13 protein-coding genes, 1 tRNA gene and 1 rRNA gene are annotated in these 20,292 nt (G+C 69.2%); 12 read left to right on the forward strand and 3 right to left on the reverse strand.

Annotation, left to right across the window (positions count from 1 at the left end):
- From rrf to ACFYO2_RS42300, 3 genes are all read left to right on the forward strand, one after another.
- Window positions 1-88 (forward strand): 5S ribosomal RNA (gene rrf, locus ACFYO2_RS42290); the annotation flags it as partial.
- Window positions 89-202: 114 nt separating this feature from the next.
- Window positions 203-865 carry a DegT/DnrJ/EryC1/StrS family aminotransferase gene (locus ACFYO2_RS42295; RefSeq protein ID WP_388360917.1) on the forward strand — a complete coding sequence of 221 codons (663 nt, stop codon included), beginning with the start codon at window positions 203-205 and terminating at the stop codon, window positions 863-865.
- An 84-nt stretch (window positions 866-949) separates the two neighbouring features.
- A tRNA-Thr gene (locus ACFYO2_RS42300) sits at window positions 950-1,025 on the forward strand.
- Between the two features lie 59 nt (window positions 1,026-1,084).
- Here ACFYO2_RS42300 and ACFYO2_RS42305 read toward each other — a convergent pair.
- Window positions 1,085-3,835, reverse strand: coding sequence for a SpoIIE family protein phosphatase (locus tag ACFYO2_RS42305; protein ID WP_388360788.1), 2,751 nt, complete (start codon window positions 3,833-3,835; stop codon window positions 1,085-1,087).
- Between the two features lie 376 nt (window positions 3,836-4,211).
- Between ACFYO2_RS42305 and ACFYO2_RS42310 the strand changes: the two genes are divergently transcribed.
- The 9 genes from ACFYO2_RS42310 to ACFYO2_RS42350 all read left to right on the forward strand — a co-directional run bounded on the left by ACFYO2_RS42310 (window position 4,212) and on the right by ACFYO2_RS42350 (window position 18,647).
- Window positions 4,212-9,701, forward strand: a complete 5,490-nt coding sequence (locus ACFYO2_RS42310; protein WP_388360791.1) for a HAMP domain-containing protein — start codon at window positions 4,212-4,214, stop codon at window positions 9,699-9,701.
- A gap of 318 nt (window positions 9,702-10,019) precedes the next feature.
- A complete protein-coding gene (locus ACFYO2_RS42315) occupies window positions 10,020-10,700 on the forward strand; it encodes a two-component system response regulator (protein WP_388360793.1) in 681 nt (226 codons plus the stop codon).
- A 124-nt stretch (window positions 10,701-10,824) separates the two neighbouring features.
- A complete protein-coding gene (locus ACFYO2_RS42320) occupies window positions 10,825-13,527 on the forward strand; it encodes a DNA translocase FtsK (protein WP_388360796.1) in 2,703 nt (900 codons plus the stop codon).
- Window positions 13,528-13,761: 234 nt separating this feature from the next.
- Complete coding sequence (locus ACFYO2_RS42325; RefSeq protein ID WP_388360799.1) at window positions 13,762-14,601, forward strand: helix-turn-helix domain-containing protein; 840 nt, start codon at window positions 13,762-13,764, stop codon at window positions 14,599-14,601.
- Window positions 14,602-14,692: 91 nt separating this feature from the next.
- Window positions 14,693-16,165, forward strand: a complete 1,473-nt coding sequence (gene rimO, locus ACFYO2_RS42330; protein WP_388360802.1) for a 30S ribosomal protein S12 methylthiotransferase RimO — start codon at window positions 14,693-14,695, stop codon at window positions 16,163-16,165.
- Window positions 16,162-16,980: a CDP-diacylglycerol--glycerol-3-phosphate 3-phosphatidyltransferase gene (pgsA, locus tag ACFYO2_RS42335; RefSeq protein WP_388360805.1), complete on the forward strand. Its 819-nt coding sequence runs from the start codon at window positions 16,162-16,164 to the stop codon at window positions 16,978-16,980. The genes rimO and pgsA overlap by 4 nt, the downstream gene beginning before the upstream one ends.
- Window positions 16,977-17,534: a CinA family protein gene (locus ACFYO2_RS42340; protein WP_388360808.1), complete on the forward strand. Its 558-nt coding sequence runs from the start codon at window positions 16,977-16,979 to the stop codon at window positions 17,532-17,534. The genes pgsA and ACFYO2_RS42340 overlap by 4 nt, the downstream gene beginning before the upstream one ends.
- A gap of 109 nt (window positions 17,535-17,643) precedes the next feature.
- Complete coding sequence (locus ACFYO2_RS42345) at window positions 17,644-18,024, forward strand: helix-turn-helix domain-containing protein (RefSeq protein WP_003993396.1); 381 nt, start codon at window positions 17,644-17,646, stop codon at window positions 18,022-18,024.
- A gap of 344 nt (window positions 18,025-18,368) precedes the next feature.
- Window positions 18,369-18,647, forward strand: coding sequence for a hypothetical protein (locus ACFYO2_RS42350; protein WP_388360811.1), 279 nt, complete (start codon window positions 18,369-18,371; stop codon window positions 18,645-18,647).
- Here ACFYO2_RS42350 and ACFYO2_RS42355 read toward each other — a convergent pair.
- Window positions 18,595-19,359 (reverse strand): SDR family NAD(P)-dependent oxidoreductase, encoded by a 765-nt coding sequence (locus ACFYO2_RS42355; RefSeq protein ID WP_388360813.1) that lies wholly within the window; start codon window positions 19,357-19,359, stop codon window positions 18,595-18,597. The two genes, ACFYO2_RS42350 and ACFYO2_RS42355, sit on opposite strands and share 53 nt — an antisense overlap.
- 33 nt (window positions 19,360-19,392) lie before the next feature.
- Window positions 19,393-20,235: a DNA-formamidopyrimidine glycosylase family protein gene (locus tag ACFYO2_RS42360; protein ID WP_388360816.1), complete on the reverse strand. Its 843-nt coding sequence runs from the start codon at window positions 20,233-20,235 to the stop codon at window positions 19,393-19,395.
- Window positions 20,236-20,292: the final 57 nt, after the last annotated feature.

The following is a 20,292-nucleotide window of genomic DNA, read 5'->3' on the forward strand; positions in this document are numbered from 1 at the left end:
CGGTTACATTCCGAACCCGGAAGCTAAGCCTTACAGCGCCGATGGTACTGCAGGGGGGACCCTGTGGGAGAGTAGGACGCCGCCGAACAAATTTTCAAAGGGTTGGATCCTGAACTTCGGTTCGGGGTCCAACCCTTTTTTGTTGTGCGTTACTTGACGTTCACGTCGCGCAACCACGATCGCTGACATGGGTACTGCTGCAATGCTCAGGGCCGCCGGTGTCCGAGTCGGTGACGAGGTTGTCGTGCCGGCCTTCGGGGACGCGGACGTCGCCGAGGCCGTGGTCCTGGCCGGGGCGCTTCCGGTGTTCGCCGACATAGACCCGGTGACGTACTGCCTCGACGCGTCAGCTGTCGAGGCGGCCATAACTCCGCGGACGGCGGCCGTCGTTGTCGTACATCGCTTTGGCCGGCCGGCCGACATGGTGCGGTTGCTCGGGGTGGGGGAACGGCACGGCTTGCTCGTGCTCCAGGAGGGGGAGCCCGAGGCGCCGTACGACGACATCGCCCAGCGGCGGCAGCGGGCCGGCTATCTCGATGCGAAGTTGAGGGGTGTGCGAACGCCTGAGCGCGGTGACGGGCACACCTATCAGCAGTACGTCGTGCGGGTGCCGGGGAACGGGCGGCCGGATCGGGACGCCTTTGCGCGGGCCGTGCGGGGCAGGGGTGTCGAGTGCTGGGTGCCGGTGAAGACGCCTGTGCATCGGTTGCCCGAATACCGTCGGTGTGTGTCTTTGCCGGAGACCGAGCGGGCCGCCGACGAGACGCTCGCTCTGCCCGTCGATGCGGCGTTGACCAAGCGGGACATGCAGCGGATCGTGGGCGCGTGCAATGCCCTGGGAGGACTGCTCCAGCCGGCCTTCTGAGGGTCCGTGAGCTGGTTGGGGTACGGGTCCGTTCGGGGTATGATCTATTTCGTCGCCGCGGGGAAACCCCCGAAAATGTGACTGGCCCCTATAGCTCAGTCGGTAGAGCGTCTCCATGGTAAGGAGAAGGTCAACGGTTCGATTCCGTTTGGGGGCTCCAGAAGAAAAGGCCCTCGCCCTTCCGGGCGGGGGCCTTTCCGCATGTCCTGTTCGGTTCTCTCAGTCCTTGTGGAGGCCCGGGACGCGCATTGCGAGAATCGCCATGTCGTCGGACGGAGCGTCCTGCGCGAAGCGTTCCACTGCGCGCATGATGCGGGCGGCGACCGCTCCTGCCGTGAGGCCTGTGCAGGTCGTGAGGACATCGGCGAGGCCGTCGTCGCCCAGCATGCGGGTGCCCTCACGGCGTTCCGTGACGCCGTCCGTGACGCAGAGGAGTACGTCGCCCGGGTCGAGGGTGACCGACTGCTCGTAGAGCTCCAGGTCCTCCATGACGCCGAGGAGCGGCTGGGGTTCGGCGGCCGGTTCGACCGTGCCGTCCTGGCGCAGGCGCAGCGGCAGGGGGTGGCCGGCGCAGACCACCTTCAACTGGGCGCTGCCGTCCTCCTGGGGCCACAACTCGCCGTAGAGGAGGGTCAGGAAGCGGCTGCGGGCGCCCTCGTCGAGGATCGCGGAGTTCAGGCGCTCCAGGACCGCGGGGCCGCTCAGGCCCTCGCGGGCCAGGAGCCGGAGGGCGTGGCGGGCCAGGCCCGTGACCGCCGCCGCGTTCGGGCCCGTGCCGCAGACGTCGCCGATGGCGAAGCCGTACGCGCCGTCGCGGATCGGGAAGAGGTCGTAGAAGTCGCCGCCGACTTCGTTGCCCTCGCCGGCCGCGCGGTAGATGACCTCGACCTCGACGCCGTCGATGTCGGGGAGTTCGGGCGGCAGAAGGCTGCGCTGGAGGGACTGGCTGATGGCGGTGCGCTCTGAGTAGAGGCGGGCGTTGTCGAGGGCGAGGGCGGCCCGGCGGGACAAGTCCTCGGCCAGTTCCAGGATTTCCTGGCGGAAGTGGTCGTCCGTGGGCTTGCCGAGGGTGAGCATGCCGATGACTCGGTTGCGGGCCACCAGGGGGAGGACCACGGTTTCGCCGCCGACGGCGGAAGCCGTGGCGAGGGTGGGGCCGATGCCCGACGTGACCTGGTGCGGCGGGCCGCCGCTCATGCCGAGGCTGCGCATGGAGCTGCGCAGGGCGGCCTGGTGGGCCGCTTCGCCGGGGGCCGACCAGATGCGGGCGCCGGGGGTGGGGACCGGGTCGGGCGGGGAGATCTTCGACAGCAGGGACTTGATGCCGTCGATCAGTTCCTCGTCCTCGTGCAGGACGTACGACAGATACGGCTCGGAGGCCTGGTCGGCGATCGTGTAGACCGCGCACCAGGTGGCCAGGGTGGGGACCGTCATCTGGGCCATCAGGGCCAGGGTCTGGTCGCGGTCCAGGGTGCCGGCGAGGAGGTCGGAGGCCTCGACGAGGAAGCTCAGGGAGCCTCGGCGCAGGCGTTCGAGTTCGCCGAGACGGGCGGACTCGACCGCCAACGCGATGCGGTCGGCGGCGAATTGGAGGCGCAGGGCCTCTTCGTTCGAGTATCTCCCGGGGGACTCGGCGGCGACGCCCAGTGAGCCGGTGAGGCGGCCCTCCACCTTCAGGGGGACCGTGACGACCGAGCGCATGCCGGTGCCGCTCAAGAGGGGCACGGCGCCCGGTACGGCCGTGAGGTCGTCGTGGACGGCCGGCATGCGGGCCGAGCCGTAGCGGCCGGGGCCCGCCTCCACGGGGACGCGGGCGAAGCGCTGGCGGGCGGAAGGCAGGCCGGTGGAGGCGCGGACCTCCAACTCCGTTTCGTCGTCGGTTGCGAGGAGAAGGAAGGCGGAGTCGCCGTCGAGCATGTCGCGGGCGCGTTCCACCGTGCGCTGGAGGAGGCCGTCCAGGTCGTCCGGGGCCGGGGAGCCGATGAACACCTCGAAGGGGTCGGCGCTCTGTCCGTCGGACGTGGAGGCGCTGTCGGCCGGGACGCGCAACGGGGACTGCAGGACGGCCCGTTCGTGGTCGCGGACCAGGAGGCAGACGGTGGAGGGCTCGCCGCCCGTGTCGCGGACGCGGAGGTGGGAGGCGTACACCGAGCTGACGCGGCCGTTGGCGGCCCTGATGCCGTAAGTGCCCTCCCAGCGCGAGAGTTGGAGGGCCTCCGCGATGCCGGTGCTGGTGCCCGGGGTGTGCGGCCAGGCGGCGAGGTCGGTCAGCGGTTTGCCGAGGACCTGTTCGACGGAGTAGCCGAAGAGTTCCTCGGCGTCCTCGTTCCACGACGTGAGGGCGCCCGTGCGGTCGATCTGGACCACGGCGACGCGGACGCGGCCGTCGGCGAGCGGGAGGAGGTCGGCGGGCAGCGCGGGGCCTGCGGCGCGGGTGCCCACCGGGCGTCCGGGGAGGTCGAGTTGGAACCAGACGTGCTTGTGGGTGGGCGTGTACTCCACGCCCCAGTGGCCGGCCAGCGCGGCGCAGAGCTGGAGGCCGCGGCCGCCCTCGCGGTCGGGGCTGCCCATGTCGACGGCCTGGCCCTGGAGGGGGATCTCGCGCTCCGGATACCGGTCGGCGACCTCGATCCGTACGCCTTCGTCGCTCCGTAGACACAGCACGTCCGCGGAGGTGCCGGCGTGCACCACGGCGTTGGTCACGAGTTCGCTGGTGAGGACCACCGCGTCGTCGATGATGTCGGCGAAGCCCCAGCCCTGGAGGGTGTCGCGGACGAAGGAGCGGGCGCTCGCGACCGATCGCCCGACGGGCTCGAAGCTGGCGGCCGCGCGAGCGGTGATCACAGAACTCCTCGACCGGTTGTCGACGTGCAGGGCTTCCTGGCCGCCAAGCTCGTGCCGCTGATGCGGCGGACGGCTGGTCGGCCGGGGGTCCGGGGGCTGTCCCCCAGGGATCAGTCCGGTGGTCATGTGTGCGGCCGCCCCTCCGATGCCCGCTCGTTCTTGTGCCACCGCCCAGGCCGGACGGACCGGCGCGGCTGGACAGCCGCATGCAAGGTTACTTACCTTCCGCGTCCATGCGGATGCCGGTCTGCAGTGTTTCCGTCCGGAGGGTGTGCGGACGATGTGCGAAGCTGCCGAACTGTTATGGCCTGGTTCAGCCAGGGTGAAACACTGGGCAAGCTTCTGGTGAAGGTACTGGCAGGCTGAGTGTGATGTGCACACGTTGGGCAGCAGCCCCGGGTGTGGCCCGGTACAGCGGGCATGGATACGCAGCAGTAAGCGACAGGCCGAGCAGTAATACCTGAGCACAGCAGTAACGGTCGACCCCTGCGGGAGGGACACAGTGGAGTCTGGCGCAGCGACGCGGGGCACTAAGACGCGCGCGAAAGGCGGACAGTCCCTGAGTAACCAGCGCAAACCGCGCAATGGGACCACCGCGGTGGATACGGCCGCCCTGAACAAGCTGTTGGCGGCACTCGTGTCGATGCGGGACGGGAACTTCCGCAAGCGGCTCACCGTGTCCGGCGACGGCGTGATGTCGGAGATCGCCGCGGTCTTCAACGAGGTGGCTGACCGGAATCTCCATTTGACGGGTGAATTGTCGCGCGTCCGGCGCATGGTGGGGCGCGAGGGAAAGCTCACAGAACGGCTGGAAACAGGCGCCTGTGAGGGCTCCTGGGCATCGGCCATCGATGCTTCGAACGCGCTGGTCGACGATCTCGTACGGCCTGTCGCCGAGGTCAGCCGGGTGCTGTCCGCGGTGGCCGAGGGCGATCTGTCGCCGCGTATGGAACTGCGGACCCAGGCGCCCGACGGGACCGGGCATCCGCTGCGCGGGGAGTTTCTGAAGGTCGGGCGGACCGTCAACAACCTGGTCGATCAGCTGTCGACGTTCACCGACGAGGTCACGCGGGTGGCCAGCGAGGTGGGCACCGAGGGCAAGCTGGGCGGCCAGGCCCGGGTGCGCGGTATGTCGGGTTCGTGGAAGGACCTGACCGAGTCCGTCAACACGATGGCGTATCGGCTGACGGCCCAGGTACGGGACATCGCGCTGGTGACGACGGCGGTTGCCAAGGGTGACTTGTCCCGGAAGGTCACGGTTCATGTCGCCGGCGAGATGCTGGAGCTCAAGAACACCGTCAACACGATGGTGGACCAGCTGTCGTCCTTCTCCTCCGAGGTGACGCGAGTCGCGCGCGAGGTGGGCGTTGAGGGCGAGCTGGGCGGTCAGGCGCAGGTGCCCGGCGTGGCCGGTGTGTGGAAGGACCTCACCGATTCGGTGAACCTGATGGCCGGCAACCTGACGGCTCAAGTGCGTGGCATCTCCCAGGTGACGACCGCGGTCGCCAGCGGTGACCTGTCGCAGAAGGTGACGGTCTCGGCGCGCGGCGAGGTGGCGCAGCTCGCGGACACGATCAACCAGATGACCGAGACGCTGCGGATCTTCGCGGACGAGGTCACGCGCGTGGCCAACGAGGTCGGTGCCGAGGGACAGCTCGGCGGGCAGGCGAACGTGCCGGGTGCGGCGGGGACGTGGAAGGACCTCACCGATTCGGTGAACACGGTCTTCCGGAACCTCACAACGCAGGTGCGGGACATCGCGGCCGTGACGACCGCCGTGGCCAACGGTGACCTCTCGCAGAAGGTCACCGTGGACGTGGCCGGCGAGATGCTGGAGCTGAAGAACACCGTAAACGGGATGGTGGACCAGCTGTCCGCGTTCGGTGCCGAGGTCACGCGCGTGGCGCGCGAGGTCGGGGTCGAGGGTGAGCTGGGCGGGCAGGCGCAGGTGCCCGGGGCCGCCGGTACGTGGAAGGACCTGACCGACTCCGTCAACACCGCGTTCCGGAACCTCACCGGACAGGTGAGGAACATCGCCCAGGTGACGACGGCCGTGGCCAACGGTGACCTGTCCCAGAAGGTCACCGTGGACGTCTCCGGCGAGATGCTCCAGCTGAAGAACACCGTGAACACGATGGTCGACCAGCTGTCCGCCTTCGCCGACCAGGTGACGCGGATGGCCCGGGACGTGGGCACCGAGGGACGGCTGGGCGGTCAGGCCGTGGTGCCGGGGGTGTCCGGTACGTGGAAGGAGCTCACCGACTCCGTCAACTTCATGGGCGGCAACCTCACCTCGCAGGTGCGGCAGATCGCCCAGGTGACGACCGCGGTGGCCCGGGGTGACCTGTCGCAGAAGATCGACGTCGACGCGCGCGGCGAGATCCTGGAGCTGAAGAACACCATCAACACGATGGTCGACCAGCTGTCCGCCTTCGCGGACCAGGTGACGCGGGTCGCCCGCGAGGTGGGTACCGAGGGCCGCCTCGGCGGGCAGGCGCAGGTGCCCGGCGTCGCCGGTGTGTGGCGTGACCTGACCGACTCCGTGAACGGCATGGCGGGCAACCTCACCGCCCAGGTGCGCAACATCGCGCAGGTCGCCACGGCGGTGGCCCGCGGTGACCTCTCCCAGAAGATCACCGTGGACGCGCGCGGCGAGATCCTGGAGCTGAAGAACACCCTGAACACGATGGTCGACCAGCTGTCGTCGTTCGCCGAGGAGGTCACGCGTGTGGCCCGCGAGGTGGGTACGGAGGGCATTCTCGGCGGCCAGGCCGAGGTGCAGGGTGTCTCCGGGACCTGGAAGGACCTCACGCAGTCCGTGAACTTCATGGCGAACAACCTGACCATCCAGGTGCGTCAGATCGCCGAGGTCACGACCGCTGTCGCCAAGGGCGACCTGTCGAAGAAGATCACCGTGGACGCGAAGGGCGAGATCCTTGAGCTCGTCAGCACCGTCAACACGATGGTCGACCAGCTGTCGTCCTTCGCCGAGCAGGTGACCCGGGTGGCCCGTGAGGTGGGCACCGAGGGCATCCTGGGCGGCCAGGCCCATGTGCCGGGCGTCGTGGGCATCTGGAAGGACCTGAGCGACAACGTCAACCTGATGGCCAACAACCTGACCGTGCAGGTGCGCAACATCTCCCAGGTCGCGTCGGCGGTCGCCAACGGTGACCTGACGCGGACGGTGACGATCGAGGCGCGCGGCGAGGTCGCGCAGCTCGCGGACACCTTCAACACCATGGTGAAGACGCTGAGTTCGTTCGCCGACCAGGTCACCAAGGTGGCCCGCGAGGTGGGCACGGACGGGATCCTGGGCGGGCAGGCGCGGGTGCCGGGTGTGGCCGGTACCTGGAAGGACCTCACCGAGTCGGTGAATCAGATGGCGTCCAACCTGACCGGTCAGGTGCGGAACATCGCCATGGTGACCACGGCCATCGCCAAGGGTGACCTGACCAAGAAGATCGACATTGACGCGCGCGGCGAGATCCTCGAGCTCAAGACGACGATCAACACCATGGTCGACCAGCTGTCGTCCTTCGCCGAGGAGGTCACCCGAGTCGCCCGTGAGGTGGGTACGGAGGGCCAGCTGGGCGGTCAGGCACGCGTGCGTGACGTCGACGGAACCTGGCGCGACCTCACCGAGTCGGTGAACGAGATGGCCGGGAACCTGACCCGGCAGGTGCGTGCCATCGCGCGCGTGGCTACCGCGGTGACCCGTGGTGACCTGAACCTGAAGATCGACGTGGACGCCTCCGGCGAGATCCAGGAACTCCAGGACTACATCAACAAGATGATCGCCAACCTGCGCGACACCACGATCGCCAACAAGGAGCAGGACTGGCTCAAGGGCAACCTCGCCCGTATTTCCGCGCTGATGCAGGGCCGCCGGGACCTGGCCGACGTGGCCTCGCTGATCATGAGCGAGCTGACGCCGGTCGTGACCGCGCAGCACGGCGCGTTCTTCGTCGCGATGCCGCTCCTGGACGGCAAGGACCTGAGCGCCGAGGCGGAGGACCAGTACGAGCTGCGGATGCTCGGGTCGTACGGCTACTCGATGGGCTCCATGCCGACGTCCTTCAGGCCGGGTGAGGCGCTGATCGGGACGGCCGCCGAGGAGAAGCGCACGATCCTCGTGGAGAACGCGCCCAGCGGCTATCTGAAGATCTCCTCCGGGCTCGGAGAGGCGCCGCCCGCGCAAGTGATCGTCCTCCCGGTGCTGTTCGAGGGCAAGGTGCTCGGTGTCATCGAGCTGGCCTCCTTCACTCCCTTTACGCAGATCCAGAAGGACTTCCTCAACCAGATCGCCGAGATGATCGCGACCAGCGTCAACACCATCTCCGTCAACACCAAGACGGAGGTGCTGCTGAAGCAGTCTCAGGAGCTGACCGAGCAGCTGCGCGAGAGGTCGGCCGAGTTGGAGAACCGGCAGAAGGCCCTCCAGGCCTCCAACGCCGAACTCGAGGAGAAGGCGGAGCTGCTGGCTCAGCAGAACCGCGACATCGAGGTGAAGAACACCGAGATCGAGGAGGCGCGGCAGGTCCTGGAGGAGCGCGCCGAGCAGCTCGCCGTGTCGATGCGCTACAAGAGCGAGTTCCTCGCCAACATGTCGCACGAGCTGCGTACGCCGCTCAACTCGCTGCTGATCCTCGCCAAGTTGCTCGCCGACAACGCGGAGGGCAACCTCTCCCCGAAGCAGGTCGAGTTCGCCGAGACGATCCACGGGGCCGGCTCCGACCTGCTCCAGCTGATCAACGACATCCTCGACCTGTCGAAGGTCGAGGCGGGCAAGATGGACGTCTCCCCGACGCGCATCGCCCTCGTCCAGCTCGTGGACTACGTGGAGGCCACCTTCCGGCCGCTGACCGCAGAGAAGGGCCTGGACCTGTCGGTGCGGGTGTCGCCGGAGCTGCCGGCCACGCTGCACACCGACGAACAGCGGCTCCTTCAGGTGCTGCGCAACCTGCTGTCCAATGCGGTGAAGTTCACCGACTCCGGGGCCGTCGAGCTGGTCATCCGGCCCGCCGGCCGGGATGTGCCGATGGCGATCCGGGAGCAGCTGCTGGAGACCGGTTCGCTGCGTGATCCGGACGGGGACCTGATCGCGTTCTCCGTGACGGACACGGGGATCGGGATCGCGGCCAGCAAGATGCGGGTGATCTTCGAGGCTTTCAAGCAGGCGGACGGTACGACGAGTCGCAAGTACGGCGGTACGGGCCTCGGGCTGTCGATCTCCCGGGAGATCGCGCAGTTGCTGGGCGGTGAGATCTACGCACAGAGCGAGCCGGGGCGCGGATCGACCTTCACGCTGTATTTGCCGCTGTACCCGAGCGAACTGCCGCCCCAGGGCTATCAGCAGCTCGCGCCGCCCGCCCTCGAGGCCGGTGACCTGGTGGCGTCCACCTCGGGGCGGCACGAGCCGACCGAGTTGTCCGAGGTGGAGATCGAGACGCCGGCCGAGGTGAGGTCGTACCGGGAGACGCAGAACGGTGCCGCGGCGCTCTTCAGGCGCCGCCGGCGGCCGATTCCGGAGATCGAGCAGCGTCTCGCGCAGCAGGAGCAGTGGCCGGTGGCGGCGGAGCAGCAGGCGGCGCCGAAGTCGCGCCGGGGTATCCGGTTCGGCGGGGAGAAGGTGCTGATCGTCGACGACGACATCCGCAACGTCTTCGCGCTGACCAGCGTCCTCGAACAACACGGACTGTCCGTGCTGTACGCCGAGAACGGGCGTGAGGGCATCGAGGTACTGGAACAGCACGACGACGTGGCGGTCGTCCTGATGGACATCATGATGCCCGAGATGGACGGTTATGCGACGACCACGGCGATCCGCAGGATGCCGCAGTTCGCCGGGTTGCCGATCATCGCGCTGACCGCGAAGGCGATGAAGGGCGACCGGGAGAAGGCGATCGAGTCGGGTGCCTCCGACTACGTGACCAAGCCGGTCGACCCCGATCACCTGCTGACGGTGATGGACCAGTGGATGCGTGGCGAGTGACGGGACCGGTCGGGCTTTGCGTGGGCTTCGTGCGGATGTGGCGGGAACCTGCGGCGGGTACCCGGAGTTGCTGACTCTGGGTGGCCGAAGCCGTGTAGAAGTACGGGATTCGGGGAACCTTCTGGTCTCCCGCCGCGTTTCTGCTACGAGCACAGTGACATCACGGTGACAGGGTGTGGCGACGGGCGGGGTGCGGCTACGATGACCGGCACAAGGACGGGCGGCGCAAGGGAGTCGTCCCCTGGGGCGGCGCCGGTCGGCGTCACCCCAAGTCCTACGGACAGGGGAGGCCCCACGCCGGGGCGAGGAGGGCGGGCCATGGTGCAGAAGGCCAAGATCCTCCTGGTCGATGACCGGCCGGAGAATCTGCTGGCGCTGGAGGCCATCCTCTCTGCGCTCGATCAGACACTGGTGCGGGCATCGTCCGGGGAGGAAGCGCTCAAAGCACTGCTCACGGACGACTTCGCGGTCATTCTGCTGGACGTTCAGATGCCGGGAATGGACGGCTTCGAGACAGCCGCGCACATCAAGCGGCGAGAACGGACCCGGGACATCCCGATCATCTTCCTCACCGCGATCAACCACGGACCGCACCACACGTTCCGCGGCTACGCGGCGGGCGCGGTCGACTACATCTCCAAGCCGTTCGACCCCTGGGTGCTGCGCGCCAAGGTCTCCGTCTTCGTCGAGCTGTATATGAAGAACTGCCAGCTGAGGGAGCAGGCAGCTCTGCTGCGGCTCCAGTTGGAGGGCGGCGGCAAGGTGGCCGCCGGGGACGCGAAGGAGCCGGCGGGGTTGCTCGCCGAGCTGTCGGCGCGGCTGGCGGCGGTGGAGGAGCAGGCCGAGGCGCTGTCGAAGCAGCTGGACGACGAGTCCGCGGATGCGGCGGCGGTGGCCACGGCGGCTCATCTCGAACGCAAACTCACGGGATTGCGGCGGGCGCTGGACGCGCTGGAGCCGGGCACGGGCAGCTCTACCTCGGTGCCCTCACAGAACTGACGCGTGCCGCAGGCGTCGTTGCGCGTGAGCGTGCGTCAGTTGAGCGCCTTTTCCTGGGCGACACGAACGGGTGAAGCATCGGGCACACGTGTCCGTTGTCGTCTCCACCGGTAACCTCACACCTATGGCCTCACGTCCCTCCGCAGCCAAGAAGCCCGCCAAGAAGGCGGCCGCTCCCGCGAAGGGTCCTGCGAAGAAGGCCGCCGCGAAAAAGGCCCCCGCGAAAAAAGCGCCCGCCAAGAAGGCCGCGGCGAAGAAGGCCGCGCCGCCGAAGCCGGCGCCCAGCCCGACGGGGGGCATCTACCGGCTCGTGCGCGCGCTCTGGCTCGGGGTCGCGCACGCCGTCGGTGCGGTGTTCCGCGGCATAGGGCAGGGCGCGAAGAACCTCGACCCGGCCCACCGCAAGGACGGCGTCGCGCTGCTGCTGCTCGGCCTCGGTCTGATCGTGGCCGCCGGTACCTGGTCCAACCTGCGCGGTCCCGTCGGTGACCTCGTGGAGATGCTGGTGACCGGCGCCTTCGGCCGGCTCGATCTGCTGGTGCCGATACTGCTCGCGGTCATCGCCGTACGGTTCATCCGGCACCCCGAACAGCCCGAGGCCAACGGCCGCATCGTGATCGGCCTGTCCGCGCTCGTCATCGGAGTGCTCGGCCAGGTCCACATCGCCTGCGGCTCGCCCGCCCGCGGTGCGGGCATGCAGGCGATAAGGGACGCCGGCGGTCTCATCGGCTGGGGAGCGGCGACCCCGCTGACGTACGCCATGGGCGACGTCCTCGCCGTACCGCTGCTCGTGCTGCTGACGATCTTCGGGCTGCTCGTCGTCACGGCCACCCCTGTCAACGCCATCCCGCAACGGCTGCGGCTGCTCGGGGTGCGGCTCGGGATCGTGCACGACCCCGCCGAGGACGAGTTCGGGGAGGACGCCGAGCGCTACGACGACCAGTGGCGCGAGGCGCAGCCCGCGCGCCCCCGCCGACGCGGTCCTGCCCCCGCGGCGTACGACCCCGACGGAGCGGAGCAGGAGGCCCTCTCGCGGCGTCGTGGCCGTCCCCGGCGCTCCGCGGTGCCGCAGCCCGATCTGGACCGCCCCATGGACGCCGTGGACGTCGCAGCGGCCGCCGCCGCGGCCCTCGACGGTGCGGTGCTGCACGGCATGCCGCCCTCGCCGATCGTTGCCGACCTCACCCAGGGCGTGAGCGTGGGGGAGCGCGAGGAGGCGACCCCTGCTCCCACCCCGGTCCCGGCCGCGCGCCCCAAGCAGGAGAAGCTCGACGTGGGGGTCGCGGACCTCACCAAGTCCGCGCCCGACGTGCCCCGCGAACTCCCTGCGCGCGCCGAGCAGCTGCAACTGTCCGGGGACATCACCTACGCGCTGCCGTCGCTCGACCTCCTCACGCGCGGGGGCCCCGGAAAGTCCCGCAGCGCCGCGAACGACGCGGTCGTCGCCTCGCTCACGACCGTCTTCTCCGAGTTCAAGGTCGACGCCGCGGTCACCGGCTTCACGCGCGGGCCGACGGTCACGCGCTACGAGGTCGAGCTCGGTCCCGCCGTGAAGGTCGAGCGGATCACCGCGCTCACCAAGAACATCGCGTACGCCGTCGCCAGTCCGGACGTACGGATCATCAGCCCGATCCCCGGCAAGTCGGCGGTCGGCATCGAGATCCCCAACACCGACCGGGAGATGGTCAACCTCGGTGACGTCCTCCGGCTGGCCGCGGCCGCCGAGGACGAGCACCCGATGCTGGTGGCGCTCGGCAAGGACGTCGAGGGCGGCTATGTGATGGCCAACCTGGCGAAGATGCCGCACGTCCTCGTCGCCGGAGCCACCGGTTCCGGCAAGTCGTCGTGCATCAACTGCCTGATCACGTCGATCATGGTCCGCGCGACTCCCGAGGACGTCCGCATGGTCCTCGTCGACCCCAAGCGCGTCGAGCTGACCGCCTATGAGGGCATCCCGCACCTGATCACGCCCATCATCACCAACCCCAAGCGGGCCGCCGAGGCGCTCCAGTGGGTCGTACGGGAGATGGACCTTCGGTACGACGACCTCGCGGCGTACGGCTACCGGCACATCGACGACTTCAACGAGGCCGTGCGCAACGGCAAGGTGAAGTCGCCGGAGGGCAGTGAGCGGGAGCTCCAGCCGTATCCGTATCTGCTGGTGATCGTCGACGAGCTTGCCGACCTGATGATGGTCGCCCCGCGGGACGTCGAGGACTCGATCGTGCGGATCACGCAGCTCGCGCGCGCGGCCGGCATCCACCTGGTGCTCGCCACGCAACGGCCGTCGGTCGACGTCGTCACCGGCCTGATCAAGGCGAACGTGCCCTCGCGGCTCGCCTTCGCCACCTCCTCGCTCGCCGACTCGCGGGTCATCCTCGACCAGCCCGGTGCCGAGAAGCTGATCGGCAAGGGCGACGGGCTGTACCTGCCGATGGGCCAGAACAAGCCCACCCGTATGCAGGGCGCCTTCGTGACCGAGGACGAGGTCGCGGCGGTCGTGCAGCACTGCAAGGATCAGATGGCGCCGGTCTTCCGGGACGACGTCACCGTGGGTACCAAGCAGAAGAAGGAGATCGACGAGGAGATCGGCGACGATCTCGACCTGCTGTGCCAGGCCGCCGAGCTCGTCGTCTCCACGCAGTTCGGGTCGACCTCCATGCTGCAGCGGAAGCTGCGGGTCGGCTTCGCCAAGGCGGGGCGGCTCATGGACCTCATGGAGTCCCGGGGGATCGTCGGGCCGAGCGAAGGCTCCAAGGCTCGTGATGTTCTTGTGAAGGCTGACGAGCTGGACGGAGTGCTCGCGGTGATCCGCGGGGAGGCTTAAAGGGAGTCACAAGGCCGATGTTCGATCGTGACTCATCCGTAAGGGATCATTGAGCAACTGTTTCCCTTCCGCGTACGTCAAGTTGAGGGAAGCGAAAAGCTGCTGCCCCACCATCGGCGTGTCCGGCCATTCCGATGGCGTACAAAGTGCCACCGCCCGGTTGCCCCACCCTTTCGTACCCCCCCTAGACTGAACCTCCAGCACAGGCGGCTAAAACGCTCGAAAGGCGCCCCCGTGTCCATCGGCAACTCCCCTGAAGACGAGCGTCCGTTCGAAGACGACCGTGAGGAAGACCGCCCCTCGATCGGCCGTGCCCTCCAGCAGGCGCGTATCGCGGCGGGGCTGACCGTCGACGACGTCAGTTCCGCCACTCGGGTCCGTATCGCCATCGTGCACGCCATCGAGGCGGACGACTTCGACCCCTGTGGTGGTGACGTCTACGCCCGCGGTCACATCCGGACCCTGGCCAAGGCTGTCCGTCTCGATCCCGCCCCGCTGCTCGCCCAGTACGACGCCGGTCACGGCGGGCGCCCGGCGCCGACCCCGGCGGCCCCGCTGTTCGAGGCGGAACGCATTCGTCCGGAGCGGCGCGGACCCAACTGGACCGCCGCCATGGTCGCCGCGATCGTCGCGGTGGTCGGCTTCGTCGGGTTCACCGCGTTCGAGGGCGGTGACGACGGGGGCACGAAAACTCAGGTCGCCGAGGGTTCCAAGCCCTCGACCAGCAAGACCGCCTCGCCCACCCCGAAGAACGACAAGCCCGAGGACCCCACGCCCGACCCCACGGACAGCGCCATCGCCGCCGCGCCCCAGGACAAGGTCACTGTCCAGGTCAGCGCAGCCGACGGGAAGAGCTGGATCTCCGCCAAGGACCACAACGGCCGACTCCTGTTCGACGGGCTCCTCAAGCAGGGCGAGTCCAAGACCTTCCAGGACAACGAGAAGATCAACCTCGTCCTCGGTGACGCCGGGGCGATCCAGCTGTATGTGAACGGCAAGAAGATCGACGACGACTGGCAGCCGGGGGCCGTGGAGCGGCTCACGTATACGAAGGGTGACCCTCAGGTCGGTTAGGACCGCGTGACGGGGTGTGTGGACGGGGTTGGCCAAGATCGGCCAACCCCGTCGACGTGGGGTGTCAGTGGGACGAAGTAGTCTTGAGCCCATGCCTGAACGCCGTACCGTCGCACTCGTCACTCTTGGCTGCGCCCGTAACGAGGTGGACTCGGAGGAGCTCGCAGGCCGCTTGGAGGCGGACGGCTGGGCCCTCGTGGAGGACGCCTCGGACGCTGACGTCGCCGTCGTCAACACGTGCGGCTTCGTCGACGCCGCCAAGAAGGACTCCGTCGACGCCCTCCTGGAGGCCAACGACCTCAAGGGGCACGGCAGAACCCAGGCCGTCGTGGCGGTGGGCTGCATGGCCGAGCGGTACGGCAAGGACCTCGCCGAGGCTCTCCCGGAGGCCGACGGCGTGCTCGGCTTCGACGACTACGCCGACATCTCCGACCGGCTGCAGACCATCCTGAACGGCGGAATCCACGCCTCCCACACCCCGCGCGACCGGCGCAAGTTGCTGCCGATCAGCCCCGCCGAGCGGCAGTCGGTCTCCGACGTCGCACTGCCCGGGCACGGTGGCGCGTCCGACCTGCCGGAGGGGCTCGCTCCGGCCTCCGGTCCTCGTGCGCCCCTGCGCCGCCGCCTCGACGGCTCTCCGGTCGCCTCGGTGAAGCTCGCCTCCGGTTGCGACCGGCGCTGCTCCTTCTGCGCCATCCCGTCCTTCCGCGGTTCCTTCATCTCGCGCCGCCCCAGCGACGTGCTGAACGAGACCCGGTGGCTGGGCGAGCAGGGCGTCAAGGAGATCATGCTGGTCTCCGAGAACAACACGTCGTACGGCAAGGATCTGGGCGACATCCGCCTGCTCGAGTCCCTGCTGCCCGAGCTCGCCGAGGTCGATGGCATCGAGCGGGTGCGCGTCAGCTACCTCCAGCCCGCCGAGATGCGTCCCGGACTCATCGACGTGCTGACCTCCACACCCAAGGTCGTGCCCTACTTCGACCTGTCCTTCCAGCACTCCGCGCCCGACGTGCTGCGCGCGATGCGCCGCTTCGGCGACACCGACCGCTTCCTGGAGCTGCTCGACACCATCCGGAGCAAGGCGCCCCAGGCCGGCGTGCGCTCCAACTTCATCGTGGGCTTCCCCGGCGAGAGCGAGGCCGACCTGGCCGAGCTGGAGCGCTTCCTGAACGGCGCGCGGCTGGACGCCATCGGCGTCTTCGGGTACTCCGACGAGGAGGGCACCGAAGCGGCGACCTATGAGAACAAGCTCGACGAGGACGTCGTCGCCGAGCGGCTGGCCCGCGTCTCCCGACTCGCCGAGGAACTCGTCTCGCAGCGGGCCGAGGAGCGGGTGGGCGAGACCGTGCACGTGCTCGTGGAGTCGGTGGACCCCGTCGAGGGTGTGTACGGCCGTGGCGAGCACCAGGCGCCCGAGACCGACGGCCAGGTGCTGCTCACGAGCGGCGAGGGACTGAGCGTCGGTCGTATCGTCGAGGCGAAGGTGGTCGGTACGGAAGGTGTCGACCTGGTGGCCGAGCCGCTGCAGGGCTCGCTCGCATGTAGTGAGGAGGCGGGCAGATGACCGGAGTTCCGGCGTCCGCTGCGGGTGGCTCCTCCGCCGCGAAGGGCACGGCCGCGGGCACGGCTTCGGGTGCTGCCTCCGCGTCCGGCGGGTCCGGTAGCTCTGGCGCCTCTGCCACATCCGGTGCTCCTGCTATCGCCGGTACCTCTGGTGCATCCGGTACCTCCGGTGCCGATTCCGGTTCGAAGACCGCGCGGGGCGGGAAGCTGGCGGCGGCCGCCGTCAACCAGGCCAGCGTCTGGAACATCGCCAATCTGCTGACCATGCTCCGGCTGCTCCTCGTGCCCGGCTTCGTCGCGCTGATGCTCGCCGACGGCGGTTACGACCCGGCATGGCGCGCGTTCGCCTGGGCGGCCTTCGCCGTCGCCATGATCACCGACCTTTTCGACGGGCATCTGGCCCGCAGGTACGACCTCGTCACCGACTTCGGAAAGATCGCGGACCCCATCGCCGACAAGGCGATCATGGGGGCGGCGCTGATCTGTCTGTCCGCGCTCGGAGACCTGCCGTGGTGGGTGACGGCCGTCATCCTCGGCCGGGAGCTCGGGATCACGCTGCTGCGTTTTCTGGTCATCCGGTACGGCGTCATTCCCGCGAGCCGCGGCGGCAAGCTGAAGACCCTCACACAGGGCGTGGCCGTGGGGATGTACGTCCTGGCGTTGACGGGTTGGCTGGCCACCCTGAGGTTCTGGGTGATGGCGGCCGCGGTGGTGCTGACCGTGGTGACCGGACTGGACTATGTGAGACAGGCCATTGTGCTGCGCCGGCAGGGAATCGCCGAGCGCAAGGCGGCGTTGGAGGAGACGGAAGCGTGAGTTCCCCGGCCGCCGACGTGGCCGTAGAAGTGGTACGACTACTCACGGTGAAAGGTGAGACGCTCGCCGTTGCCGAGTCGCTCACGGGCGGACTGGTTGCGGCGGAAATCACAGCGGTGCCCGGCGCGTCCAAGGCCTTCCGGGGTTCGGTGACCGCCTACGCCACCGAACTGAAGCATGAACTGCTGGGCGTCGACGCCACTGTGCTGGCGGCGCGCGGGGCAGTGGATCCGCAGGTGGCGAGCCTGATGGCGGCCGGAGTGCGCAAGGCGCTCGGTGCCGACTGGGGCATCGCGACCACCGGAGTCGCCGGCCCGGATCCGCAGGACGGCAAGCCCGTCGGAACGGTTTTCGTGGCCGTCGACGGGCCCCTCGCAGGGGATCCCGGCGCCATGGGTGGCGGGAAAGTGACCGCGTTGCGGTTGAACGGCGACCGTGCGGAAATTCGTATGGAGAGTGTACGGAGCGTACTCGCACTGCTCCTGGAGGGGCTTGCGAGCGAACAGACTGGGAATGAGCGGACACAGGATACGGAACGGAACGGGGGGTTTTGATGTTTGCAGCCCTGAGTGAACACGACATCGCTCCCCGCACGGCCGCGGCGCAAGGCGGTACGGTGGGGCGAGAAGGATGCGGCTACGCGGTCCGAGGAGGGAGCCACCGATGATTCTGCTCCGTCGCCTGCTGGGTGACGTGCTGCGTCGGCAGCGCCAACGCCAGGGCCGTACTCTGCGCGAAGTCTCCTCGTCCGCCCGAGTCTCACTCGGCTATCTCTCCGAGGTGGAGCGGGGGCAGAAGGAGGCTTCCTCCGAGCTGCTCTCCGCCATCTGCGACGCGCTGGACGTACGGATGTCCGAGCTCATGCGGGAAGTGAGCGACGAGCTCGCCCTCGCCGAGCTGGCCCAGTCTGCTGCGGCCACCCCCAGCGAGCCTGTACCGACGCCGGTTCGCCCGATGCTGGGTTCCGTCTCGGTGACCGGTGTGCCACCGGAACGGGTGACGATCAAGGCGCCTGCCGAAGCGGTGGACGTCGTCGCCGCGTGACGCTCATGCGGGTGTGCTTGCGCTGACGGACGTGTGCTGATCGCGTCCGAATGCGCTCAGGAAGTGTGTGAGGCCCCGGCCGGGGCTTCCCCGGGAGATCCGGAGGAGAGCGGTCGGGGTTTTTCGCGTTGTGGGGGTGTTTCGGGGGTGCCCGGGGGTGGGCTTCTTCGGGTGTGGGGCCTCGGGTCCGTTTGCCGGTGGGGTCCGTGGCGGTGATGGTGGAGCTGGGTTGTGCCAGGCCGGGACCGAGTGACGGGCGGTGCTTCCGTGTACCGCCGGTGCGCCCTCCCCGTGGGTGAGACGGCGGCCTGGCGTCGGGACTGGTCGGGCTGGAGGTGACGTCCATGGCGAGGCCGATAGTGCGCTGGGGGGCGGTTCTCGGGCTCGGGTCGCTGTGGTGGTGGGCCGTGTTGCGGCTCGCCCTTGCGCCGGACGCGGGGGTGCTGGAGGGGGTGGTCGCGGCCGGGGGATGGGGGCTGAGTCTGCTGCCGGTGCACTGTGTGCCCAAGGACCGGGCCGCGGGGGCCGTGGCTTCGGGGCGGTGGGCGGCGGCCTGGCGGGCGGCGCCGGTCACCACGGCATCGCCACACCGCCGTTCGGACGCAGGATCTGGCCGGTCATGAAGGACGAGGCGTCGCAGGCCAGGTAGAGCACCGCCTGCGCGACGTCCTCCGGTTCGCCCACCCGGCCCAGTGGTGACATACGGGCCATGAGCGACTCGGTGTGCGTCTGTGCCTCGGTGTCGTGGCGGTCGGTCATGGGGGTGCGGATCCAGCCCGGCGCGACCGCGTTGACCCGGATGCCGTGCCGGCCGACCTCGGTCGCCAGCGTCTTCGTGAGCTGGACGACGGCCGCCTTGGCCGCGCCGTAGCAGAGCAGGCCGGGGCCGCCGGTGTCCACGGCGCCCGAGGCCATCGTGACGATGCTGCCCCTGATGTGCCGGGCGAGCATCAGGCGGGCCGCCTCCTGGCAGGCGTGGAGCACGCCTTTGAAGTTGACGTTCAGCACCCGGTCGAGGTCCTCGTCCCGGGTCTCCAGGACCGGGCTGCTGTGCATGATGCCGGCGACCGCGGCCATCACGTCCAGTCGCTCGCACGAGGCGACCGCCTCGCGCAGCTGTTCGCGGTCGGTGACGTCGAGGTGGTGGGTGTGGGCCGTGCCGCCGGTGTTCCTGATGGCCTTGGCGGTCTCTTCGAGGCTCGGTGCGTCGAGGTCCGCACAGTGCACGGTGGCGCCGGCAGCGGCGATCAGGACGGCCGAGGCGCGGCCTATGCCACTGGCGGCGCCGGTGACGAACGCGGTGCGGCCGGTGAGGTCGTACGCCTTGAGGGGCATGAAGGGGACGGTACGAGGGTTTCTGACGGGTCGTCAATTAGTCGTACGGCGCTGTGTTCCGCGGAGCGGGGTGGTGGCCGGTGCCGGGCCCCGCTGGCAGGTCGGGCACCAGTACGTGGGGCGTTCGCGGGAGCCGTCGCCCTGGTCGGCCACGCGGACGGGGGTGTGGCAGCGGAGGCAGGGGCGAGGTGCGCGGCCGTACACGAACAGGTCCTGACCGCGGCGGCCCGTCGTGGTGGTGGCGCGGATCGGGCGGTCGCGGTTGGCTTCCAGGAGCTGCTTGGCGAGCGCGGGCAGCTGTGCGGCGCGATCGGCGGGGAGGGCGCCGACGGGCAGCCAGGGGGTGACGCCGAGGAGGAAGCAGAGCTCGCTCTTGTAGACGTTGCCGATGCCGGCGAGGTTGCGCTGGTCGAGCAGGGCCTCGCCGAGGGGGCGGGCGGGGTCGGCGAGGAGGTTGGCCAGGGCCTGGTCAGGGTTCCAGTCCGGGCCCAGGAGGTCGGGGCCGAGGTGGCCGACGGCGCGGTGCTCGTCGGTGGTGCGCAGGAGTTCGAGTACGGGGAGGCGGTAGCCGACGGCCGTGCGGTCGGCGGTGCCCAGGATCGCGCGGATCTGGTGGGTGGGGCCGCCGGTCCAGCGCTGGTGGTTGGCGTACACCTTCCACGAGCCGTCCATGCGCAGGTGTGAGTGGAGGGTGAGGCCCCCCTCGATGCGGGTGAGGAGGTGTTTGCCGCGCGGGGCGACCTCCAGGACGGTGCGGCCCGTGAGATCCGCCGTGGCGTACTTCGGCACCCGGAGGTCGCTGCGGGTCAGGACCTTGCCGGCCAGGGCGTCGTGCAGCCGCCGGGCGGCCTGCCAGACCGTGTCTCCTTCGGGCATGGGTCAAGGGTGGCACTCGGATGCGCACGCGGGGCGGGCGGAGGCGGGATGCGTGGG

Origin of the sequence: Streptomyces sp. NPDC006602, assembly GCF_042870385.1 — a bacterium.
GTDB lineage: Bacteria > Actinomycetota > Actinomycetes > Streptomycetales > Streptomycetaceae > Streptomyces.